Annotated in this window: 21 protein-coding genes and 1 pseudogene; 9 read left to right on the top strand and 13 right to left on the bottom strand. The window is 58.8% G+C overall.

The genetic code is table 11. The features are described 5' to 3' along the window. Window positions 1-319: pseudogene (locus NVS32_RS09485) on the bottom strand (hypothetical protein); the annotation flags it as partial. Window positions 320-673: 354 nt separating this feature from the next. Here NVS32_RS09485 and istA point away from each other — a divergent pair. After that, window positions 674-2011 carry an IS21 family transposase gene (gene istA, locus NVS32_RS09480; RefSeq protein ID WP_258499606.1) on the top strand — a complete coding sequence of 446 codons (1338 nt, stop codon included), beginning with the start codon at window positions 674-676 and terminating at the stop codon, window positions 2009-2011. A gap of 86 nt (window positions 2012-2097) precedes the next feature. Further along, complete coding sequence (gene istB / locus NVS32_RS09475) at window positions 2098-2772, top strand: IS21-like element helper ATPase IstB (RefSeq protein WP_258499605.1); 675 nt, start codon at window positions 2098-2100, stop codon at window positions 2770-2772. A 75-nt stretch (window positions 2773-2847) separates the two neighbouring features. Here the strand turns inward: istB and NVS32_RS09470 are convergent, their stop codons facing one another. The 11 genes from NVS32_RS09470 to NVS32_RS09420 all read right to left on the bottom strand — a co-directional run bounded on the left by NVS32_RS09470 (window position 2848) and on the right by NVS32_RS09420 (window position 16447). Continuing rightward, window positions 2848-3243: a hypothetical protein gene (locus tag NVS32_RS09470; protein ID WP_258499604.1), complete on the bottom strand. Its 396-nt coding sequence runs from the start codon at window positions 3241-3243 to the stop codon at window positions 2848-2850. 388 nt (window positions 3244-3631) lie between these two features. Continuing rightward, the gene (locus NVS32_RS09465) at window positions 3632-4147 is read right to left on the bottom strand and encodes a hypothetical protein (protein WP_258499603.1); all 516 of its coding nucleotides are present in this window, start codon (window positions 4145-4147) and stop codon (window positions 3632-3634) included. Window positions 4148-4428: 281 nt separating this feature from the next. Then, window positions 4429-4968, bottom strand: a complete 540-nt coding sequence (locus NVS32_RS09460; RefSeq protein ID WP_258499602.1) for a hypothetical protein — start codon at window positions 4966-4968, stop codon at window positions 4429-4431. Then, entirely contained in the window at window positions 4956-5726 is a 771-nt protein-coding gene (locus tag NVS32_RS09455) for a DUF3800 domain-containing protein (protein WP_258499600.1), read from the bottom strand. The genes NVS32_RS09460 and NVS32_RS09455 overlap by 13 nt, the downstream gene beginning before the upstream one ends. Before the next feature lie 7 nt (window positions 5727-5733). Continuing rightward, entirely contained in the window at window positions 5734-6567 is an 834-nt protein-coding gene (locus NVS32_RS09450) for a GIY-YIG nuclease family protein (protein WP_258499598.1), read from the bottom strand. A 9-nt stretch (window positions 6568-6576) separates the two neighbouring features. Beyond that, window positions 6577-7275, bottom strand: coding sequence for a M48 family metallopeptidase (locus NVS32_RS09445; protein WP_258499597.1), 699 nt, complete (start codon window positions 7273-7275; stop codon window positions 6577-6579). Then, the gene (locus NVS32_RS09440; protein ID WP_258499595.1) at window positions 7275-10448 is read right to left on the bottom strand and encodes a type I restriction endonuclease subunit R; all 3174 of its coding nucleotides are present in this window, start codon (window positions 10446-10448) and stop codon (window positions 7275-7277) included. Before NVS32_RS09440 ends, NVS32_RS09445 begins: the two co-directional genes overlap by 1 nt. A gap of 5 nt (window positions 10449-10453) precedes the next feature. Continuing rightward, window positions 10454-11674 (bottom strand): restriction endonuclease subunit S, encoded by a 1221-nt coding sequence (locus NVS32_RS09435; protein ID WP_258499594.1) that lies wholly within the window; start codon window positions 11672-11674, stop codon window positions 10454-10456. Beyond that, entirely contained in the window at window positions 11668-14316 is a 2649-nt protein-coding gene (locus NVS32_RS09430; protein ID WP_258499593.1) for a type I restriction-modification system subunit M, read from the bottom strand. Before NVS32_RS09430 ends, NVS32_RS09435 begins: the two co-directional genes overlap by 7 nt. Further along, the gene (locus NVS32_RS09425) at window positions 14309-14527 is read right to left on the bottom strand and encodes a hypothetical protein (RefSeq protein ID WP_258499592.1); all 219 of its coding nucleotides are present in this window, start codon (window positions 14525-14527) and stop codon (window positions 14309-14311) included. Before NVS32_RS09425 ends, NVS32_RS09430 begins: the two co-directional genes overlap by 8 nt. 666 nt (window positions 14528-15193) lie before the next feature. Then, window positions 15194-16447 (bottom strand): hypothetical protein, encoded by a 1254-nt coding sequence (locus NVS32_RS09420; protein WP_258499591.1) that lies wholly within the window; start codon window positions 16445-16447, stop codon window positions 15194-15196. 316 nt (window positions 16448-16763) lie between these two features. On the opposite strand from NVS32_RS09420, the gene NVS32_RS09415 reads away from it, so the two are divergent. Next, on the top strand, window positions 16764-17573 hold the full coding sequence (locus tag NVS32_RS09415) for a S1 family serine peptidase (RefSeq protein ID WP_258499589.1): 810 nt from the start codon (window positions 16764-16766) through the stop codon (window positions 17571-17573). Between the two features lie 17 nt (window positions 17574-17590). Here NVS32_RS09415 and NVS32_RS09410 read toward each other — a convergent pair whose 3' ends face one another. Next, window positions 17591-17896: a hypothetical protein gene (locus NVS32_RS09410; RefSeq protein WP_258499588.1), complete on the bottom strand. Its 306-nt coding sequence runs from the start codon at window positions 17894-17896 to the stop codon at window positions 17591-17593. 117 nt (window positions 17897-18013) lie between these two features. Between NVS32_RS09410 and NVS32_RS09405 the strand changes: the two genes are divergently transcribed. From NVS32_RS09405 to NVS32_RS09380, 6 genes are all read left to right on the top strand, one after another. After that, window positions 18014-18262: a hypothetical protein gene (locus NVS32_RS09405; protein ID WP_258499587.1), complete on the top strand. Its 249-nt coding sequence runs from the start codon at window positions 18014-18016 to the stop codon at window positions 18260-18262. A 152-nt stretch (window positions 18263-18414) separates the two neighbouring features. Then, the gene (locus tag NVS32_RS09400) at window positions 18415-19152 is read left to right on the top strand and encodes an EFR1 family ferrodoxin (protein WP_258499586.1); all 738 of its coding nucleotides are present in this window, start codon (window positions 18415-18417) and stop codon (window positions 19150-19152) included. Window positions 19153-19359: 207 nt separating this feature from the next. Then, the gene (locus NVS32_RS09395) at window positions 19360-19527 is read left to right on the top strand and encodes a hypothetical protein (protein ID WP_258499585.1); all 168 of its coding nucleotides are present in this window, start codon (window positions 19360-19362) and stop codon (window positions 19525-19527) included. Between the two features lie 31 nt (window positions 19528-19558). Next, entirely contained in the window at window positions 19559-19978 is a 420-nt protein-coding gene (locus tag NVS32_RS09390; RefSeq protein WP_258499584.1) for a Fic family protein, read from the top strand. 76 nt (window positions 19979-20054) lie between these two features. Beyond that, the gene (locus NVS32_RS09385; protein WP_258499583.1) at window positions 20055-20693 is read left to right on the top strand and encodes a type IV toxin-antitoxin system AbiEi family antitoxin domain-containing protein; all 639 of its coding nucleotides are present in this window, start codon (window positions 20055-20057) and stop codon (window positions 20691-20693) included. Next, entirely contained in the window at window positions 20690-21592 is a 903-nt protein-coding gene (locus tag NVS32_RS09380) for a nucleotidyl transferase AbiEii/AbiGii toxin family protein (RefSeq protein ID WP_072354139.1), read from the top strand. Before NVS32_RS09385 ends, NVS32_RS09380 begins: the two co-directional genes overlap by 4 nt. The last annotated feature ends 674 nt before the right edge of the window (window positions 21593-22266 follow it).

Raw genomic sequence — 22266 nt, 5'->3', positions numbered from 1 at the left:
GAAGTGTGGGAAATCGACAGAGCGAACTGTCGACTTTTACTTGACTGAATGCACTGTAGAGGAACTCCACCTTGAGCGCCCCGAAGAACCCCTCGGCCCTGGCGTTGTCGCCGCACCGGCCGGGCCTGGACATCGAGCGGGTGACGCCGCGCCGCGAGCAGACCCCCTTCCAGCTCGCCGTCCGGTAGGGGCCGCCGCCGTCGGTGTGGACGACGGACGACGAGGGCCCCCAGTAGACCGGCAGGCCGTCGTAGCAGTCGATCACGGGACTCAGGTAGTACTTGCGGCCGGCCGCGGGTAGCTCGGAGATGTCGGTCACGGCGGGCTCGCCGGGACCGGCCGCGGAGAAGTCGTGGCCGGCGCCCGCTGTGTTTGATAGCCTAGTAGTTGCACGGAAAAGCAGATCGGCCTTTCACTTGTGAGCATGAAAAAGTTTCACAGATGAGCATAAAGAACATGCCCAGCCCCGCCCACGTTGCCATGCTGGAACCGCAGGGCCCAACCCACGGTTCGAGAGGCAGGAAGGAAGATGCTGGACATGTCCCAGGTAGAGAGGATACGCGACATGCTCGCGCACGGCCATACCCCCACGGAGGTGAAAACTGAGCTCGGGGTGTCGTACCCCACGATCAGGAAATATGCTGCGTAGGATGACTTCTCGCCGAAGAGGCCAGTGGCCCCTGCGGCCTCCAGCAGGCTCGATCCCTACAAGGAATACGTCGCCGGCATGCTCGAGGAGGACCGGCACTGCTATCACAAGCAGCGCCATACGGCCAAGAGGATCTTCGAGAGGCTGCGCGACGAGCATGGATACGACGGCAGCTACTCGACGGTGCAGCGCTATCTCCGGGAAGCGAGGTCGAAGGGCCCGAAGGAGCAGTCCATAAGGCTTGGCTGGGACCCGGGGACGATGCAGGTCGATTTCGGGCAGGCCGACTTCGACTACGCCTTCGGCGGCGGCAGGGTCCGCATGCACTACCTCCCCATGTCGTTCCCTTACTCGAACCACGAGGTCTGCGAGGTCTTCGGCGATGAGCGCGACGTATGCCTCTGCCAGGGGCTCAAGGACTGCTTCGAGCATATAGGCGGGGTGCCGCCGGTCATCGTGCTCGACAATGCCACCGAGGCGGGAAGGAGATGGCACGACATCGTCGTGGAGTCCGACCTCTTCCGCAGGCTGAGGCTGCACTACGGCTTCGAGGCCCGCTTCTGCAACCCCAACGCGGGCAGGGAGAAGGGCAGTGTCGAAGGGAAGGTCGGCTACACCAGGAGGCGCTTCTTCGTGCCTGTCCCCACGATAGGAGACCTCAGGGACTTCAACCATGCGCTGCAGGATGCGATCGACTCCCATTCGGAGGAGCAGGTCCACTACGAGAAGGGGCTCGCGTGGGCGGAGCTCTTCGAGGCCGACAGGAGTCACCTCCTGCCCCTTCCGGGCAAGCCCTTCGACGTGGTCAAGTGGGAGTCGGGCAAGACCGACGGCTATGGCCGCATCACGCTCGACGGCCGCCACCGCTACCTCGCATCCCCCGAGCTCGCCGACACCGCGCTCGTCGTGGGCGTCCGTGCCTTCGAGGTGGAGATCGACGCGCCTGACGGGACCCCGCTCAGGACCTACCCGAGGCGCACTGGCGTGGCATTCACCGCCGACGAGGACCCGCTGGCCCTGCTCGACCTGCTCTCGGTGAAGGTCCGCGCCTTCAGGCAGTCCAGCGCGTACCGGCTCTTCGACGACGCGGTGAGGGCGCACCTCGACAGCATGCAGGCAGACGAGCTGAGAGGGCAGGTCAGGGCCATTTCCAGGCTGGCGGCCGCATATGGCATGGAGATCGTGGCAGAAGCCCACTCCGAGGCGCTCTCCCGCACCGGCCGGATGAGCCCCGCAGACGTTGAGATGTGCTGCGCGCGCATCGCTGCCGGAAGCGACGGGCAGAGGCGCGCCGTGGAGCTTGGGACGAGGCTCTCCGACTACGATGCCCTGATGGAGAGGGGAGGTGGCAAGGATGCCTAGGCTTCCGCAGAAGGTCGAGGCCCGCTACGCCGAGATGAAGCGGGCGGAGCGCGAGGGGGGGCTCCGCCCTCCTCTCCAAGGCGACGATGCGCCATGTCGCCGAGAGCGCAACCGATGGCCAGTTCGCCTACGTGCAGGAAGTGCTCGGCAAGGAGTACGAGCTCAGGCATGCGTCGAGGATCGCCAGGCTCAGGCAGGCGGCTGGCTTCCCATGCCAGAAGGGGCTCGACGGCTTCGAATGGGAGGGGATCTCGTTCCCACATGGCTTCACGAGGGAGGACATGCTCTCGCTCTCCTTCATCGACCGCCACGAGGACCTCGTGCTCTATGGAGGGTCGGGCAACGGCAAGAGCCACACCGCGATAGCCTTGGGGATCCTGGCCTGCAGCCAGGGCAGGCGGGTCCTCTTCGCCTCGACGGCCTCGCTCGTGAACGACCTCAGGCGCGCCAACAGGGACGGCACGGTCCAGGAGATGCTCGGCAGGCTCGGCCGCTGCGACCTCATAATCCTGGACGAGTGGGGGTACCTGCCCACCGATCCGGACGGCGCGCGGCTGCTCTTCAGGGTGGTCTCGATGTGCTACGAGAGGATATCGCTCGTCCTCACCACCAACATCGAGTTCTCGAGGTGGGGGGAGATCTTCAACGACGACGACATGGCCAAGGCCATGATGGACCGCATAGTGCACCACGGCAGGCTAGTCACCTACAACCGGGAGAGCTACAGGGTCAAGCACGCGCTGATGCGCGAGGGGGACTAGGAAGAGGGGCTGGCTGGGCACGCGCTCTTTCGTGAAGAATTTTCATGATGACTCGTGAAACGGACTGATGCTTTTTTATGAAACGCACGGTTGACTAAACACATCGGGCTTGCCTGTCGAGAGCTCCACCCGGGCGGTCGACGTGGTGACCGGCTGGCCTGGCAGCTCCTCCGGCTGGGCGTCGGCCCACTGGCCCTCGCACCAGGAGTCCCGCCGGTCCCAGGTGCCGGCGCGGGCGACGAGCTCGCGGGAGAGGTCGTCGCTGTATATGTGCAGGTACCCGCCCTCGCGGCTCACTCGGCAGTCGCGCCGCTCGCACCACCACGGCACGCCGAACCTGCGGTCCTCGTAGCCGGCGAAGCCGTCAAAGGCTATCCTCCTGCGGGGGCAGAGCCAGAGCGCGACCTCCTCAGCCGCCACGAGCTCGCGGGCGGCGGCGCGGCAGGCAGCCTCGTGCTCCTCCGCCAGCACGCAGGCGACGGCGCGCCGCCACCTTCCGGCCTGCTCCGCGCACCACGGGGCCACGCCCTCGTTGAGTGCGGTGATGTCGGTGAAGTCCCTGCCCGAGAGGAAGTTGTCCCTCGCGAACCTGATCAGCCGCTCGACCTTGCCCTTGGCGAGGGGGGTGACGCGGCTTGCAGGGCCTGGTGCGGAAGCCGACGCACCCCATGAACTCTGCGCAGTCGCGCTGCCAGACGGACCTACCGTCGAGGTCGCGTCGCACGACGACGGACTTCATGTTGTCCGTGAGCACCTCGTCGGGAACCCCCATGGCCATGAAGGCGTGGACCATCCCTATGAGCAGGTTCTCCTGGCGCGCGCTGGGAAAGAACTCGACGTACGAGCTACCGCAGTGGTGTCAGACCATCGCGAAGCACGCGACCCCGCTCTCGGCGCCGGCCGGGCCAACGACCGTGACGAAGCCCCAGTCCATCTGGTACGCCTCGCCCGGCCCGGTCCTGAAGCGCCGCCCGCGGCTTCCCTGCGGTGCGACCGTCCTTCTCCTTGCGGGGACCAGGTCCATGTGGGCAGCGACGTAAGCCTTCACGCTCGTGAGACCGCCACGATATCCCTGGTCGACCAGCCTCTCGTAGATCACCTGCGAGTTGGTGACGCCCTTCGCGAGCAGGTCGTCCACAAGGCCGGTGTGCCCGTTGAGCACGGTGGTCTTGGCCTTCCGGCCGCCGTTGCCGTGCGGAAGCACCCTGAAGCCGTGGTTCTTGATGGTCCTGGCCCTCGACCTCGTCAGCCCGGTCCTGCGACAGAAGTCGGCCAGGTTGCACGCCTGCGGCTCGAAGCCTTCGCCCTCCTCGGCCGCCATCTCCTCCAGTGCCTTGTCTATAATCACCTGTAGGTCATCGCGTCTCTCGTTCACCTCGATAGTCTTCCTAACGCCGGCGCATTGGCAGTACCAGATTAGGTGGCGGTGACGGACGCGATGGCCATTTTTCGTTGGCCGGGATTGGTCAAGTTGTTGCGACTATTCGTGGCTAGAATCGCCCGGTGCTAACAGCCTTTGCCGTCACTCGCATCAAAACTCGCACCCGGGCAATTCGGGTATTGAAACGAGGCTAGACTTTTCGTACACTTTGTGATAGCTCATCTACCGTGTGTGGAAAGAGCCCTCTAGAAGCGTCCGGGTTCGGGCGCTTCCTGCTATATATGCTCTGAACGATCGTACTCGCGCCAGATCGATTTCAGCCCCCTGTCTTCGCCCACATAGAAGGCGGTAATGAGGAGAAAGTAGTCCTTACGCTCCTCCAGGACAATCAAATAGCTCTCGTCAGGATGGAACATCTTGTACCGCGTGCGGCCATTACGGGCGCGCATCTTCCACATTATGATCTTGCTGCATTCCGGATCAGTGCAAGCATCACAGAGCTCGTAGTTCTCAACGAAGGAACGCGGCCATTCTATCCGTGAGCAGCGCTCCAGATCCGGGCTACGCGATTTAGGGCCGTTACCAGCTCTATCATAGTCGCGGCAGGTGAGATGCCAATAACCCTCTTCGCGACCACCAAGTTTTGGGTTGTAACGGATTCGAACGGGCTTACCAAGGAAGAGCGGGGAGCTATCGAGCCAATCCCGTCGAAAGGTCTCATATAACCAGTTGCTGTATGCTTCCCAATGGCCGAAATTATCACAAGGCCGTGAATCTGGAATCCAGCAGTCGCTACCGTCCATTACCTGTTCCATTCCGGGTCCCAGATAAAGACGTTGAATTTTCGAGCGGAGGGGAGAGTGCTCCTCATAAGGTTGTATCCAGACCGGTTGACGATTCTGTTGACTATGGCAGTTTTTGCGGGGCTCTTGTACTGTGTTGGGTCTTGGTGATTGTGCCTGAAACCCATTGCACCGGTGAAGATATCGACGATCTGCATCAGCTGAACCTCTTCGGAACGAATGGGCTGGACTCGACGCACTATCTGGTGGTCAAAGTCATACGCGTTATTAGCACAAACGTCACACAGCTTTCGAGCATTTTCGCCGGAGTGGGTGTCCTTGATATCAATGTAAACGTAGTAATGAGAGGTGGGCCTAAAGATAACCTTGAGCATGTCGAAGTACATTTTGTAATACCACTCATCGTGCGTCTGATTGAAGTCCTCATGCCTGAGCTTGGACTTGTCCTTTACGATAAGCGTCCTGAAGCAAAGATCATCATCGTCGAAGAAATGATCGACGAGATCCAGATAGAGCTGAAGATTCCCTGGAGATGCCTTCGTCCATTTGACTTCGCTTTGCCCTTTGATGCCATGCCCTGCCTTGATAGCGCGAATTCTCGCATTGATAGCAGGAACCTTGGCCTTTGGGCACCAGACGGCACCCAAAGCCATTGAATGCGCCCCATCATGCTCAAGATGACATGTCTCGTCGCAATAAACGTTAAAATCGTTGCCATCATACTGGCTGAAGCGTGCCGCGCTATTGGTTATAAAGCCCGTATTCGACATAGCCTTCCTACTTCCTATACAACGCGTCGAGCGTCTGCCTGTCGCCGTCTTTCCACTCGATCCACCCGTTGTTCGAGCCGCCGAGCACGAAGTCGGCCGCACCGCTCGGGGTCGAGAACGGGACCGTCTTCATCAGCAGGCCACCACCGTCCAGCTGTCGCACCATGTCACCGGAGGCAAGCAACTCCTGCCGTAACCTCTCGTACCTATCAAGCTTCGGTCTCACCTTCAAATCGATGGGTGAGCCGTCCAGGACGTCGAACGTGTCGCCGGTGTACACGCCACGCGCGCAGACGCCGCGGCGCGAGGTGTAGAACAGCTTCACGTCGGCCAGGGCGTCGTCGCTGTCCTCGATCTGGTAGCCGAAGGTGCCCATTACGAAGGCGATCTCCTCATAGATTTGCTCCACGGTTGGCCTCTGGTACTGGTCGATGACGTAGCGCGGGTCCACCTTGTTCTCCACTGTGTAGCGCTTCGATGCGGTCGCCTGCTCGATGGCATACTTTTCAAGCGCACTCACGTTGTCGAGCGAGAAGGATTGGATGTCGTCGGAGAGGAAGAGTACTCCCTTGTTCCAGAAGTCCTTCTTGGCGTTGTGGTCGTCGAGTCGTGCGATGCCCTGCTGCGTCTGGCCCACATAGAGGCGCGAAATCGCACCGTCCTCGTCGTTGATCAGGTAGTAGATACCGCGCAGAGGGAGGTCGGCAATCTGCTTGGCGCGGGAGAGGAGCGGTCTGGGCACGAAGACGGTCGTCATGGTTGAGAACGTGCAGCGGCAGATGCGGACTCCGCTGGGCTCGCCGTCGATGAACTGCGTCGTCATAGTCTTCAGTCGTGCCATATTGCGCTCCTAGCGAATGTAGTCCAGCGGGCCGTTGTTGAGCTCTTTGCGCACGCTGCGCCACGTAGGCATGTACTCGTCCAGCACCGCCACGAACTTAGGGCCGTGGGACCTCTCTACAAAGTGCGCAAGTTCATGGAGGATGACGTAATCCAGGCAGGCCACTGGATGCTTGGCAAGCTGCACGTTCAGCCAGATGCGCCGGACTCCCGGGTTGCACGAACCCCAACGCGTCTTCATATATTTCGTCTTCCATTCCGCGCAGAAGAGCCCGGTACGCTCTTCCCAGACGGGGAGACGCCGCTCAGTCTCATTCTGTAGCTGCTTGCGATACCATTCGCGCATATGGGCCTCGCGTTGTTCGAAGCTGCTGCCAGCACGTACGGTAAGGATGGCGTCTTGCCCAGCGATATCCACGGAGTAGCCCCTGCCTTCGACAACGGTGAGGAAGCATTGCTTTCCCCAGACGTACATGGTCTCGCCTGTCACGCCTTCGCGTTGTGTCTGGCGCTTTTGGCTGGCGATATCCGTTTGCTGCTTGCGTATCCATGCAAGCTTCGAAGCGACGAAGCCATCAATCGCGGCATCGCTAACGGAATAAGGCGCAGAAAGAACCACTCGCCCGTCAGGCGGTTGCACGCGCAGATGCATGTTCTTGATGTCTTTGCGGGTGACCTCAACGGCGACATCTGAGACAACAAGCTGCATCAGTACTCTTCCTGTTCCGCTATGATGCTGAACACATGCTCGACATCCACCTCATTGTGCAGTATGCCGAAGAGAGCCCTCTTTACCCGTCTCTGCTTGATAGGGTCGTTCCGCCATCCATGCTGCAGACTGCCTCGAATCGCCTTGTCAAGCGCCAGGGCCTTCTGCTCGTCGCATCCCGTGTTGTCGTACAGCGCCCGAAGCGGTGCGCTCATGCGTATGCTCTCAGGATAGCTCTCGTCCTCCTCCGGATGGCTGACCTTCCTAGCTATGTCCTTGTATCGTTCCAGCAGCCTCTGGTAGTCCTCGACGCCGCGCCGTCGCTCGTCGGCAAGGTCCTGAAGCACCTTCGAGAGCTGCTCGTAGTACTTCGGGTTGATGAGCTGGCGCTCGACGATTTGCCGCCCTATGTTGCCCTCGATGGTCTCAGCTGCGGAGCTTTGCCCCTCGGGCGTGTCGTTGACGAGCCGGTCTCCCTGCTCGGTCACGAAGTCGAGCAGCGTGAGGTTGTCAAAGGATGTTAGCTCCTTCGAGTCTCCCGCGTCGATGTAGGTGTCGATGAGGTGGCGCATAGCCGGCGCATAGGCCTTGAGGTCAAGGGCGTCACCGCTAGCGATCAGGATGGTCTTCTTGAGGTTGTCGTAGCGCACGACGCGCTTTCGGTATGCCTCAAGCTCATCTTCGCTGTAGCCGAGCTCATCCGCGCATTCCGAGAAGTCGGAATAAGCGCGTACCAGCGCGCTCACCAGGCTGTAAAGCCTGCCGCGCAGCTGGGCGTACTCGTCCATCTTCTGGCCACCATAAGCGCCTTCGCCGCAGAAGTAGCGGGTGAACTCGATCTCGCCCTGCGGCATGGGCACGCGCTCGCAGAACGCATCGAGGGTGTCGAGCACGTCGATGAACCGTTGCTTTGACTTCTGGGCGAAGTCGTCCAGCACGCCCTCGACGTCCTCGTCGTCGTATCCCGCGAAGGCGTCGCCTGCATAGGTCTGCATCGCCTCTTTCAGTGGTGAGAACAGCTGCTTGTAATCGACGATGTAGCCGAAGTCCTTGCTTTCACCGTGGTTCACACCGTTCGCGTCTGTGCGGTCGTCGATGCGGTTGACCCGGCATACGGCTTGGAAGAGCCCATGATCCTGCATGGACTTGTCGATGTAGAGGTAGGTGCAGGGCGGCGCGTCGAACCCGGTCAGTAGCTTGTCCACCACGATGAGCAGCTTCATCTCGTCCGGACGGTTGACGAAAGCGTCCTTCACCTCGGCCTCGAAGTCCTCAACCGATTTGCCATCCAGCATCCGCATGTAAGTCTGATATTTGAAGAAGCTCTCGGTGTCCTCACCGTCGTCCACGTCCACGGAATCGGTGCGCAGATCCCCCTGATGCGGCTCGAACGAGGTGACGATGGCACATCTCTTGAAGCCGGCCTCTTGGAATATCTCGTAGTACTGGCAGGCCGAGTAGACGGAATCCGCAACAAGAAGCGCGTTACCGTCGCCCTCGGCGAGTCGCGGCTTCACCTCAAAGTCGAACATGATGTCGGCCGCGATTCTACGAAGCCGTGCCTTGGAACTGTACATCTTCTGCAAGGTCGCCCATCCTTGGGCAAGCCGCGCCTTCGCACGAGGGGTGAGCCCCTTTGTCTTGGCGTCGAAGTAGTGGTCAATCTTCTCCGGAGAGGTTATCTCTTGTGGAACATCACGGGGCATGTACTTCATGTCCAGAATCACGCCGTCCTCGACGGCCTGTTTGTGCTGGTATTTGTGGATGAAACTGCCGAAGGTCTTGATGCTGGAAGGCTTGTCCTTGGCGAGCAGGGGCGTTCCGGTAAAGCCCACGAACACGGCATCGGGCATGATGGCCTTCATGGCCTTGTTGAGCTTGCCCGACTGGGTGCGATGGCACTCGTCCACGAACACGAAGATGTTGCCCTTTGCCTCGAAGTCAGGAGGCAGGCTAGCCTTGACCTCTTCAATGTAATGGTCATAGCTCTTGTCGTAATCGTACTCACTGGTGTCGTGCGCAGACCTTCGCCCGAACTTGTGGACGAGCGAGCACAGAAGCGAGTTCTCGTAACCGTTGAGGCGTTGGATAAGGTCGGCGCAGCTCTTCGTACGCGTGATTGACTCGCCAGCGCTGCGGAAGTACCGTTCGATTTGCTCGTCCAGCTCTTCGCGGTCGGTAACAAGTAAAACGCGCGAGCCATCGATGTTCGAGAGGATCCATCGGGCAAGGTAGACCATGGTGAGCGTCTTGCCGCTGCCCTGGGTGTGCCAGATGATGCCACCTTCCCTGCGCAGCATTTGCGCTTCTGCGGCCTTGACTCCGAAGAACTGGTTGTAGCGGGGCACCATCTTTGTCCCGCCCTTGAACACAATGAAGTTGTGGAGCAGGTCGATGAAGCGGTCCTTCTGGAACATGCTGTAGATCTGCCGATCGAGCTTGCGGGGCCAGTCCTCGATGTGCTCGGCAATGCTGACCGACGTGGGATCAGTTGCGGTTGGATCGTTCTTCCACTCGTAATAGTGCTTCTGTGGGGTCCCGGTCGTGCCATGACGCAGGCCCTGTGTGTCGTTGCCAGCCATGCAGAACTGGATGGTCGCAAAGAAGCGCGGGATCCACTGCTTGCGCTGGTTGGTGAGGTTCTGCCGTATGCCCTCTTCGACGAAGTTGACGCTGCGCTTGAGCTCGATGACGGCCAAGGCGATGCCGTTCACGTAGACGACGAGGTCGAGCCGCTTCTTCGCGTTCTCGATGACGGTGACCTCCTCGGCGATGGAAAAGTCGTTATTCCGGGGGTTGTCCCAGTCGATGAGATAGACGGTGACGGGTGTTGTGCCAGGCTCCGGCTCGACGGGAACGCCATATTTCAGCATTTCGTAGATGCGCTCGTTGGCAGCGCTAATCTGGCCGGTCTGGAAGTCCCGCAGTTCCTTGGCGAACTTGTCGAGCGCTTTTGCCGCAAGATCGGTGCGTTGCGGGTTGGCTTTGCAGAGCCAGAGATACAGGTCGTCGATGCGCACGTCCTTGTTATCCAGCGATTTAAGGTTGCCGAGGTATTCGTAGCCCAACTCGTCGTGGAACAGGCGCAGCAGTCTATCTTGGGTCGCTATCTCCGGCTTCCCGATGGGGTCGTAGGCATCCCTGTCCCAGCCTGAATATACATCATCGTCCATAAGGATCACTCCTGAGCCAACCGGATGCGCCCAGTGAGCAGCTCGCGCATCATCCCTTGCTTGACCTGCTTGTATTTGTCGAGCTTGCGCTCGGTTTCTTGTATCTCGTTATCCAAATCGGCCAGAACTTGAGCTATTGCTCGCTGTTCTCCAATATCTTTTGGTATCGCCATTTGATAGGTTTTAATAGCCTCTTTGTCTCCGCGGGGCATTTTTGTGCCCGACGAGTTGTTGGTTACAAAGGCAAAGAAATCATCACGTGATAAAACAAGATAACAATAGTGAGAATCGTACAGGTTGGCATCTACGCTGCGCAAAACCAGAACGTCGTTTGAACAACCGCCACTCCGATCTGCAAACCATATCTTTTTGAGATACGGACGGATATTCGAAAAAAGGATGTCTCCTGGCAGGTATTCACGCACGTTTGCATAGGTCACATGCTTGTCAAAAGACACCACGCCGCCCTTGTCTTTGAGCATGTTTTCGGTTCCTACGTAGGTGGTCTCATCAATGTCGCTTACTGGGATTGTCTCGGTGCAGAGTTCTAACGCATCCTGCAGATTGACCTGATGCCACGGCCCATCAAACCCAGGCAGCCGTCTTGCTCCCGTCAGCAGCTCCTGCGCAAGCCCTTCGCGCAAATCGCGTTTCTTGGCGATGAGAATCTCCAGAGATTCGATGAGGCTGTCTATATCATCAAGGGTCTTTGCAATGGCTTCTTGCTCAGGGCGTGGTGGAATTGGTATTACTAAACTCAGCAAATCGTTGGAAGATATTGAAGTGACTTTTGTACCATGCGCAAATGGAATCATGGTTTCGTGAAAATGCCGACTATTAACGTAGTAACCAAGAAATCCAGATGCAAATAATCCAGGTTGTGGCCGTAAAACGATTGTGTGAAGACCGGCGACTGCCTTGCGCTCGCTAGCCCCAGCAATCTCGCAAGCTTTTCCAACTGAAAGATCTTCAGCGGTATCCGCAAATACAACGTCGCCGTCACATAGGTATTCGCCAGTCACGTCATCGTTATTAGTGATATAAGGGACGTCCGAGCTTGCCAAATCGAGCACGCACCCATACTTCACTAGCACGTCGCCATAATGCACATCTTTGCAAGCACCCTGCTCGTAGTTCAACTTGTCACGTGATAACGTGTTGCTTTTCTTCACTGAAAAGAGGTCAGCGATTCGCCTCGTATGCCATGGATTCTGTTCCCCTACCATGCGAACCCCATCTCAGCCAAATGGGCAAGAACCTTCGACTCAAGTGCAGATACCTGGTTTGTCAGCTCAGGAAGGGTAGTCTCGTATCGCTCCGTCAGCTCGTTAATGCGGCTCACGAAAGAGGACGTTAGTTTTTTGTAGCTGGCATCGATACCGCCATAGATCCCGAAGAACCATTTCCTGTCTATCAGTAGGTGCTGAATCTCCTCGTCTGTGAGCGCCGCGTACTTTGCCATGATTCGCTCGTCAAGTGCTTGCCTGAGCTGCTTGAGCTGGGCCTTGGCCTCACTCGCTTCGTCGAGCAGCCGCTTGACCTTGCGCAGTTCCTCATAGTCGTCGCGATAATCGTCTGAAGGACCGGCCTCGGCACGTGCGACTCTGACTGCTTCCGCGAGCGACGTCTTGGTGACATTGCCTTTATCATTGACGGCCACGGCACAAAGCGGGTGCTCATGGATGTATGCCGTATACGCAGGCTTCTTCCGACGCTCGGCCGCAAACCACTCTTGAAAAGCGACAAGCTCTCTAATAGAGGCGCTATCAGCATTACCCAGGATGTCGTCCAATCTGCTCGCGACATTGGTAGCGTTTACGGTATCGGTCTGGGCAAGGTCGTAAAGCTCCGAGTCCTCATCTGCTTCTTCGACCATAGCGTATACTTCAGCTTCGTCCTTCGCTTCTAAGGCTGCGCACAGCTCGCATGCCCTGCTCTCGTCGGGGAAGTATTCTTTCTCCACGAGAGTGGCGGGTAGGACCACGCCGTCGAACGATTTGATCTGCTCGGTCTCTACGGTGACTTTCTCTCCGTTCTTGGTCTTTGTCCGCGTCCTGTGCTCGATATCCAGCTCACGTGCGACGCCCCATCCGTCCCTGGCGATGAGCTGGACGTCGTCTGCCATCACATCATCCCAGTAGGCCATGATCGCCTGGTAGACATCGTACCTGTCCATGAGCTCGATGCCTGAGAACGCTTGCAGCAGGGCGCTAGAAAGCTCGTCGGAGATGTCAGCATCATGACTAGATGAAAGTCGAAGCAGATGTAGCCTTATTTCTGTCATCCAACTGTGGTACGCCTCGTCGATTCTGTCGCGGTAGGCCGCATAAGCCTCGTCCTGCTCCATGGCTTCGAGAAGCCGGCCATTGTCAACTCGCAGTTCAACATAGCCATCGCGCATGGGCTCAAACAGCTTGTCGCGAAGCCCCGGGAACGACTTCCAGTACCGTTCAAGCGAGTCAACGTCTCGCACGGGTATGCCACCGCGCAAATGGCCGTCAATGTCCTGGACGTCCTCGACGTTGGGGTTCTGCAGGTAGCGCGAGAGATTGAGGTTACAATCGTTCTTGTCAATGATCTCGCTGATGGGAACCTTGCGTGAATAGGTCGGGTCGTCCTCAAGCTCGTTCTCGTAGGTCTCGACGATGCGGAAGATGTCGCATTCACGAAGCCGGTTCTTATTGCCATCTTTGACGAAGTCCCTGCTTGCATCAATCATGAAGACGTGCTCGCGCGAGTCGGCGTGAGACTTGTCGATGACCACGATGCAAGCGGGAATACCCGTCCCATAGAACAGGTTTTGCGGAAGGCCGATTATCGCCTTGATCCATCGCTTCTCGCTGACTATGGTGCGGCGAATGGTGCCCTCGGCGTTACCACGAAAAAGTACACCATGAGGGAGGATAACGGCGGCTTTGCCCGTACCCTTGAGCGATGCCAGGATGTGCATGAGCCAGGCGTAGTCACCATTCTTCTCTGGTGGCTCATCACCATAGCCTTGAAACCTCTCCAGTCCTCGCTCCAGGCCGTTCTTCCAGTTCTTCATCGAGAACGGCGGATTTGCGACCACGTAGTCAAAGCGCTGGAGGGAGTTGTTCGTGCCAGTATCGAAGTTGTGCGGGTCCGCAAAGGTGTTGCCCGTGTAGATGTTGACGGTCGGCTTGCCATGCAGGACGGCGTTCATCTTTGCCAGTCCGGCCGTGGCGTTGTCCTTCTCCTGGCCATAGCCTGCCAACTCGAAAGGCGCCTCGGCAAGCACGCGTATGAGCAGAGAGCCAGAGCCGCATGCGGGGTCGTACACGGTTGCTTGAGGGTCGGTGCAGCTTCCGACTTCGACCACCTTTGCAAGAACTCGGGCCACCTCGGCCGGCGTATAGAACTGACCCTTGCTCTTCCCGCTCTCGGTAGCGAACTTTCGCATCAGGTATTCATAGGCGTCACCGATGAGGTCATCATCGTTGGCACCGTTTCGCGAGAAGTCCAGCTCCGGACGCTGGAAGATGCCGATGAGCTTGGTGAGGGTGTCCACCTTCTCCTTGCCACGCCCCAGCTTTGCGTCATCGTTGAAGTGAGCGTTTGTGATGACGCCTTGAAGACCGTTCGCCTCTGCCAGCTTGCCAATGATCTTGTCCATGCCCTCGCCGATGTTAGGCTTGTTCTTGAGGGCCACCATGTCGACGAAACTGCCGCCGTCGGGAACAACGATTTCCTCGTAGGGATTGCCGGTGGCCTTGTCCGAGACGTATTTCACGAACAAGAGCGTGAGGACATAGTCCTTGTACTGAGATGCATCCATGCTCCCACGAAGCTGGTCGCAACTATCCCACAGCGAGCTATACAGCTCGCTTTTCTTGACTGCCTTAGCCATGCCGCTCCTGACTCCTCTCGGTAAGGTCTCTAATGAGGCAGGAGCGCACGTAGGTCGACATGTTAAGCCCACGGATAGCCGCTACGTCGGCACACGCATCCTTGAGGTTCTTAGGTACACGTACCGTGATAGTCGTTTCGTCACCCTGAGAGAGATGCGTTTGCAGCTCCATCTCACCAGCGCCATTGTTGAGCAGCGTCACATAGTCCATGAGGCGATCTCCCAGAAAGATACGTAAGACAAATCTATAACATAATATCATGTTTTTTGTATTATCAGCTGCGCATACGCAGCTTGTAATCTGAAACATCACCAGAGCTGAGGATGTTAGTTTGGTTTCTCTGCCACCCGCCACCGGGGCCTACGGCACTGCCGCATGCTCGCGTCGTCGGGGTCATTCGCACCGGAGCCGCGTCCGCCGCGGTCGCAAGGCCGGGTCGTGCGTGCCGCGGGCCTACGCGCGCCCTCACGGCCATGCGCCCTCCGCTCCCGCGTCACCGGTGTTAGGTGTATCGGCTCGTCCTCATGCGGTAGTGCCGGAGCCCTCGGCCGGTGGCGGGTGGCAGAGACACTAGCTGTTGTGTGCCATGACGTTGTTTACACCGACGATACTAGACATCGGCGGGAGGCCCCCACGGGCGCGGAAGGGCAACACCGCACCCGACCACCGCTTGCCGCGCCGACGGAGCACGTAGCGCGCTCAGAGGCCCCAATGATGGCACCATCGTCCATCTCACCCGACAGCAAAGCGTCAACGCCCCTGCGATACCGCATCATCCCCAGCGGAGTCCCCGTACCACCGAGTCCGGCACTCCTCGCGAGTCACGAGCCCAGTAGCGACCTCAGCCATGTCCCGCTGCTTCTCGGAGGCCCTATCCTAGATGATGCTGTCGTCGAAAATCACAGAGACGTCGCCCTCGTCGGGCAGCTCCGCACCCATGAACCTGCCACACGAGAGCACCGCCCGCGAGACGTCCGCGAGCGCACCCCGGAGCGCGTTCTCGTTCTTGCGAATGTTCCTCATGAGGGCGCTGTTGTCGCTCGAGACCTCCGTCGCGGTCTTCACGTACCCCACGTTGTCCAGGTCGAAGTAGTTCACGCCCAGGCCGCAGAGGTCGCCCAGCACCTGCAGGGCCAGGCGGAACGCCTTGCCCTGCGCCTCGGTCCTCAGCGTCGGCGCGAACTCCTGGATCGTATCCTCGGTCGACATGACCTTCCTGAACACCGTGCAGTCGCCCTTGCCGAAGGGGATGGGCACCCTCTTGCCGTCGTTGGTCCTCTCCTGGTCGAACATCACGTCGGACAGAAAGACGCGCATCTTGCCCGCGTCAACCTCGTTGATGAGCGCGTCGTAGGCGAGGTCCACCGACTGCACCGCGTCCACGGCGTCCGCGAACACGCTCTGCCCGTAGGGCGAGAAGTCCACGCGCGTGTTGGGGACCGCCGGCCGCACGATGCCGAAGGTGGGCCCCGCGGAGCCCGTGGCCACGTCCCCCGCGACGCCCGGCACCGCCACCTCGCGCCCGTCCCGGTCGAAGCACGCCGTGCGGATCCTATAGGTCCCGTCGTCGCCCACGACGTGCATCTGCAGCTGGTCGAGAAGCGCGCCGCGCGAGAAGCACCTCGTGACGAACGCGCACTCCCTCACGCCCTCGGCGTCCCACGACAGCGGCACCACCATGCGCGCGTCGTAGTGCCTCACGCGCACCAGGCGCCGCCCCACGTCCATCCACACGGCAAAAGCCCCGGTCCCCAGCCCGAACGCCCTCACCACGGTCTCCTGGGCCCTTCCCCAGAAGTTCGTGGACGAGAAGAACGAGCCGAGCCAGTCGGTGCACTCCCAGCTCTCGCAGGCGACCACTGTCTTCTCGTCCAGGAGCAGGCTGCCCCACTCCCGGCACACCCTCAACGCCGGCATGATTGTGCGCCGATGCACCTGGTACACCCGGCCGAAACCGTCGGTGTCCCTGTAATCGTAGAACTCCCCAACGGCCCGCATCCAGCGGTCCCACTCCCTAACGTGGGGCTCCATGTCCTCCAGCGCCCTGGTCGAGTACCCCGCACCGTGCAGGTACGTTCTCACGCACTCCGGCACCCAGTACTCCTCGGCGCCCGACAGGTCCCTCTCCATCCCGCCTCCCGCTCTCTAGAGTTGGTCGAGAAGATCATCTATCCCGGTCACAGGTGTCTATATGTCGCTTGGAAAGAAGCGATGTCGAGAAGGACGTCCCGCTTGATGGGGCGGACTGACGTCCAATCGAAGCTAGTGTCTTCGAGGCGGTGCAAGCTACTCTGTAGCTGAGGCCACTGCTAGGGGTGGGTATGATGAAAAGGGGCGATAGCGACGGGCGGTATCCCAATGCCTGTTGGCTGCGTGACCGTTCTCGTTCTAGAGTTCAAGGAACCCGTAACGGCGGGACTGGCAGCCGACGGAAAAGAGGCAATGCTTGAAGAGGAATCTTACGCTTGCGGAGCAGCTGCTGTTCAGCACGGTCATGATACAAACCTCCAAGGGCTTGGGCACTGGCTTCTTCCTCGAGTACACCTTTGGTGAAATACACGTTCCGGTCTTCTGTACTAATAAGCACGTGCTTAACGACAACCCAGACGAGCTAGTGAGCTTTCGGGTCCACTTGGATGCAGACCGCATCGAAGAGATGCAAACGGTAACGATAGACCTCGAGGGTCATTGGCTGTTTCATCCGTCGGAAGATCTTGCAGTGTGTCTCGCAGGCCCCCTTATCCAAGGGATTGGCAAGAAGTTCGAGAAGGGCCTCTTCTACAGAACCATCGGGGAGGACACCATCGCCAAGGCCGATTATCTCGGGGAGCTAGACGCGCTCGAGGAGGTGACCATGGTCGGTTATCCTCTGGGACTCTCGGATGCGGTGCATGGCTTGCCGATATTCCGGAAGGGCTACACGGCCTCGCATCCAGCGCTTGACTTCAACGGGACCCGGAGGGGACTGATGGATATCGCGGGTCTGCCAGGTTCGTCCGGCTCTCCCGTTTTCATCTTCAACCAGAACTCATATGCGGACAGATACGGCAACATTAGGGTTGGAGAAGACCGTCTCAAGCTTATAGGAGTCCAGGTCGCAATCCCGATAATGAACGCTACGGGGACGATAGATGTTATGGAGACACCCACACAGCAGAAGTTTATCTCAAGGACAAATATTCCGACCGATCTTGCCTACTACATCAAGGCCGAGGAGCTTCTCTGGTTCAAGACCGTTATCGAGAAGGTCCTATAACGTGGGTCTGCGGTGCATTAGCTTGGGCGAGAAGTGTATTGCGAGCGAGGAGGGCCTCTCGTAGTCGATAGTCCAGTAGCATGTGAGAAGAGCCTTCCACTATCGAGAACCCCATCACGCCCCCTCAGCACGTCTTCCATCATGGCGTAGCGCACAGCATCGATCGAGTGGTCGTTTCCGTCCGGTATATCGTCCGCCCACGTGCCGTCGCGGTCGCGCTCGAACTCCTTCAGACGGAACTCCTCGTAGGCCAGCGGGCACCGTACCGGGTCGATCACGATCTCCCGCAGCCCGGCGAGCCACTCGTACGAGAGCCTCCTCATGTTGCTCTTTCTTGTCGGTCGCACCCGCAGTCCCAGCTCGCGCCGCCACACGGCATCGACTGCTTCCCGTCCGGCACGGATCGACGACTTTTTGATCGCACCAGCCAGTACCGTCCGGTGGCACAGATTCGAGCCATCTCTCGCGCTTATCGCATGGGGCAGACGAGGAAGGTCTTTGTCCACCGGCTGCTCTGCGCGGGCACCATCGACGAGCGGATTATGCGGATCCTGGCGAACAATCAGCGGATCTTCGACGCCTTCGCCGACAGGTCAGTTGCGACCGAGCAAGTCGACCAGGCCTTCAGCCGGGAGACTATGGACCAAATCGTGCGCGATGACCTCAGGAAGTACGCCGGCGCGCGGTAGGGGAGGGCTACTCGCATCGCAACCGGCCCAGTGCCTCTCGCCCACGTCAGCCCCCGCATAGAATGAAGCGGGAGAAGCATCCGCCCCGCCGCAACTCCGCGGCGCCTTAGAATGTGGGGGCGCGTGAAGTCAAGGAAGCGAGGCGCCGGAAGATGATCTATTACTTCTCCGCGACGGGAAACAGCAAGTACGTGGCCGAGAAGATCGCCGGGGCCTTGGGTGACGAGGCGCGGAGCATCCAGGGGTGTGACGGGCGCCTTTCTCGATCTGACGTTATCGGCTTTGTCACGCCGACCTACGTCTGGGGCCTTCCCGAGATAGTGAAGCGGTTCTTCTCGGCGCTTGTGGCGGAGCAGCCTGGGTACGCCTTCCTTGTCGCCACCTATGGCACCTCTCCCGGCTTCACGGGCGAGCAGGCGAGGAAGCTGCTGGGCGAACGGGACCTCTCCTTGGACGCGCTCTTCAGCGTGAGGATGCCGGACAACTGGACGCCCGCCTTCGACCTCTCAGACCCGGACAAGGTCGCCGAGACCAACCGCAAGGCAGACGAGGAGGTCTCCGAGGTCATCGGGCGGATCGAGCGGCGCGATCATGGCAACTTCATGAGGCGCGCCATGCCCTACTTCACGTCGCGAGTCTCCCTTCCCGAGTACGAGAAGATGCGCAAGACGTCCCACTTCACAGTGGACGACACCTGCATTGGCTGCGGGCTCTGCGCAAGGAAGTGCCCCGACAGGGCCATCGAGATGAGGGACGGGCGGCCCGTCTGGGTGAAGGAGCGCTGCATCATGTGCCTGGGCTGCCTGCACTGTTGCCCCAAGTTCGCCATCCAATACGACGACAGGACTCGCGAGCACGGCCAGTACCGGCACCCGGGAACGAGGGTGTGATTCGGGGCGCTTTGCCGCGCGGGGATGAGCTCAGGAAGTACGCCGGCGCGCGGTAGGGGGCTTGTCTCTTGTTCTGCACGCCCCCCGCTAGAATATGATGTACCAGCACTGCATTTAGTATCTGGGAGTCCCGTATTCCGGCAGCTGTAACTGCCGAGCTTTTAGCCGGACGCCCTAATACCGGTCGTATTCGTGCGAGGTGGCGTCATGACGCTCAAGAACAAGCTCGACACCTCCGACGAGGTAGAGCTCGCTCATGAGGAGGAGCGCATTTCGAAGCTGGCCGTTCTCGCCCTCTATCGCGACGGGACGCTGGACACACTTGTTCCGGGTACCTTCTCTTCGCTCAAGAGCATCCACGTGGCCTTTTGGTGATATCTACGACTTTGCGGGTAGGATTCGCACGGTGAACCTAGCGAAGGGCAACTTCCGATTTGCCTCCGCGCTCTATCTTGAGTCTGCTATCAGGTCAATCGAGGCTATGCCGCAAGGAAACTTTGACCAGATTGTCGAGAAGTACGTCGAGATGAACATTGCCCATCCCTTCCGCGAGGGCAACGGGCGCTCGGGGCGCATCTGGCTTGACCACATGTTCCGCTGCGAGCTTGGCCGCACGGTCGACTGGAGTCTCATTGGGCGCGAAGACTACCTGCTCGCAATGGAGCGCAGTCCCGAGCGCGACCTCGAGATTAAGGCGCTTCTCGGGCAGGCGCTCTCAGACGACCTGCACAGCGTCGCACTTCTCGCCCGCAGCGTCGACGCCTCGTACGCCTACGAGGGCTATGACGCCTACCGAGCCGAGGAACTGGGCTCCAGCGGCGCCTAGGGCGCCGTGCGGTGAGGTTGGGGTTCTCGTATCCCATTCATGCTTGTATTGTTGCAAATATCGCTACAATACAAGCATGAAGACTGTCGAAGCCATAAGAATTCTCAATGATATCTCCTTTTCTCAGAAGGGGTTATTCACTGCTGCTCAGGCAAAGGCAGTGGGCGTGGAGCGTTATACCGTATCGAGGCTCGAGAAACTTGGTAATGTCGAGAGGCTTGCCAAGGGTGTTTATCGAATGGGTGGTGCTCCAAGCCAGCGTGAGGAAGACGTATTTGCCGCATGGTTGTCGCTGGTACCTTCTAGGCAACCCGGTGCGCCTTTTTCTGACGCCGATCCGGTTGCGATGGGTGTAACTGCCGCTTGGCTATATCGCATTGGAGAGATTGGCCCCATGCCCTACGAGTTCTGCACAAGCGTCAGGCGACAGACCCAAAGACATGGCTTGATATTGAGGAAACGAGACCTAAGGCAAACAGACACCTCGCTGGTCGCTGGAATCCCCGCAACAACTCCAGCTCGAACGGTGATTGACTTGATTGACTACGGCGAGGACCTAAGCCTCGTGTCCAACGTACTTTGCGATGCACTTGAACTGGGGCTTATTTCAGACGAGAACCGCCTTAGGGAAGAGATTGACCGCAGGGGTATGAAGATGGGCATAGCAAAAGATCCCAGTCTGTACGAGATGATGAGGGGAGGCAGGAGAATATGAGCTACGCGAACGAGGGCCAGCTCGACAGAGCGTTGAAGAAAGCTCTAAGGGTTGCTTGCATCGACCCAGGAACGGGGTATCGACAAGCATTGCGCGATCGCTTTCTCTGCAGAGTCTTCAGCGACCCTGAATCGCGATTTGTTCTCAAGGGAGGCAGCGGCTTGCTTGCGCGCATTTCCGATGCTCGAGCGACGAGGGATATCGACTTTGCTACCTTGAAATGCGAGTCCCCTGAGTCAGCGGTTGCCGCTTTAAACTCGCTTGTGACTAAGGATATGGGTGATTTTCTCACCTTTGAGCTCACCAAGTGCGAGGAATGCCAAGATGAGAATGGATATTCTCGTCTGCTTAAGTTGCGTTATGCAACTTATTTGGGTCATGAGGAGAAAGACCCTATCCTTATCGACCTTGCGCTTGATTGCGGAACTACTCTGCCTCCAGAGCGCATTGAACCCGCAAGCAGGGTTTTCATAGAAGGTCTCGCGACCAGCGATTACCTCGTTTATCCGCTTCCCGACCAGCTGGCGGATAAATTGTGCGCCATCATGGAACTACAACCCGGTGGCTGGCAATCCTCTAGGATGAAGGACCTGGTTGACGTTGTTTTCTATGCAACGAATGAACCCTTTTTGTTGGGGCAACTCTCCTATTCAATTCAGTGCGAGTGCGCGAGACGCGGAATGGCCGTTCCAATAGAATTTGCTGCTCCGAAGGCATGGGAGTCGAGATTTTCCGTCTTTGCCAAGAACAGTGGTGTGGCCGTTGACTATGCCTCTTTTCCGGCGGCCTGTTGTCTTGCGTCGAAATTTTATAACCCCGCTCTTTTGGGCGAGAAGCAAGACGTCGAAGCAACCTGGAATCCCGAGAGGCTTTGCTGGGAAGCGGGTTCCGATACATAGTCCCCTGCTAAACGGAAGGGTTATCTGCGAAGCCTTGAGAATGAGTTCATTCTCGCCATCTGAATCTTTGAACGTGAATCACAGCGAGTGGAGCTACCTATCTTTCGGCTTAGTTACGGTGCCGCTATGCATCCATTCGAGTCCTTCTCACTCGTGGTTCCTCCTATAGAGATAATTCGGTGATTCGTGCGCAGACTTGGTTCGCGGAGAATAGCTCCTTCTCTTAAACGGGCCCTGCGTTTTCCCAGTTGGCGGGGAGCCGAGTTAAGAAAAGGAGCTAAACTCCGCGACGATGACGGTGCCAAGGGGCCGGCTTGGGCACCTGACGCCCTAATTAATGTCGCGTGGGCGAGAAATAATACAACCAGTTGGGTTCTTCGTCATCTAGCGGTGAGGAGGGCGCGGGGTATGGGCTGCTTGCTCGAGTGGTGTTGCAGAGACTGCGGTGCCGGTGAGAGCTTCCTTTGCGGTGGGGGCTTCTCGGACTTCAATCCACCTGACGTGGTGGAGCAGGTTAAGCGCGGTGACTTTGGGCAAGCGATGAAAGTCCTGCTTGGAAAGGGCATCCCCGATGGGTGGACGGTGCTGCGAGAGAATACTTACTACGAGTGCCCTTACTGCGGAGAGGTGATTTTGGGCACTTCACTGAAGGTTGACAATGGCGGCAATGGGTG

It is taken from the genome of Tractidigestivibacter montrealensis, assembly GCF_024741235.1.
GTDB lineage: Bacteria > Actinomycetota > Coriobacteriia > Coriobacteriales > Atopobiaceae > Tractidigestivibacter > Tractidigestivibacter montrealensis.
This window is presented reverse-complemented; position numbering and strand designations above follow the sequence as displayed.

Coding starts and splice junctions, on each gene's coding strand:
- NVS32_RS09385 (WP_258499583.1), top strand. CDS start 20,055: ATGAAGACTGTCGAAGCCATAAGAATTCTCAATGATATCTCCTTTTCT.
- NVS32_RS09430 (WP_258499593.1), bottom strand. CDS start 14,316: ATGGCTAAGGCAGTCAAGAAAAGCGAGCTGTATAGCTCGCTGTGGGAT.
- NVS32_RS09455 (WP_258499600.1), bottom strand. CDS start 5,726: ATGTCGAATACGGGCTTTATAACCAATAGCGCGGCACGCTTCAGCCAG.
- NVS32_RS09400 (WP_258499586.1), top strand. CDS start 18,415: ATGATCTATTACTTCTCCGCGACGGGAAACAGCAAGTACGTGGCCGAG.
- NVS32_RS09420 (WP_258499591.1), bottom strand. CDS start 16,447: ATGGAGAGGGACCTGTCGGGCGCCGAGGAGTACTGGGTGCCGGAGTGC.
- NVS32_RS09450 (WP_258499598.1), bottom strand. CDS start 6,567: ATGGCACGACTGAAGACTATGACGACGCAGTTCATCGACGGCGAGCCC.
- NVS32_RS09440 (WP_258499595.1), bottom strand. CDS start 10,448: ATGGACGATGATGTATATTCAGGCTGGGACAGGGATGCCTACGACCCC.
- NVS32_RS09445 (WP_258499597.1), bottom strand. CDS start 7,275: ATGCAGCTTGTTGTCTCAGATGTCGCCGTTGAGGTCACCCGCAAAGAC.
- NVS32_RS09435 (WP_258499594.1), bottom strand. CDS start 11,674: ATGGTAGGGGAACAGAATCCATGGCATACGAGGCGAATCGCTGACCTC.
- NVS32_RS09395 (WP_258499585.1), top strand. CDS start 19,360: ATGACGCTCAAGAACAAGCTCGACACCTCCGACGAGGTAGAGCTCGCT.
- NVS32_RS09425 (WP_258499592.1), bottom strand. CDS start 14,527: ATGGACTATGTGACGCTGCTCAACAATGGCGCTGGTGAGATGGAGCTG.
- istB (WP_258499605.1), top strand. CDS start 2,098: ATGCGCCATGTCGCCGAGAGCGCAACCGATGGCCAGTTCGCCTACGTG.
- NVS32_RS09460 (WP_258499602.1), bottom strand. CDS start 4,968: ATGGAACAGGTAATGGACGGTAGCGACTGCTGGATTCCAGATTCACGG.
- NVS32_RS09380 (WP_072354139.1), top strand. CDS start 20,690: ATGAGCTACGCGAACGAGGGCCAGCTCGACAGAGCGTTGAAGAAAGCT.
- NVS32_RS09410 (WP_258499588.1), bottom strand. CDS start 17,896: ATGAGGAGGCTCTCGTACGAGTGGCTCGCCGGGCTGCGGGAGATCGTG.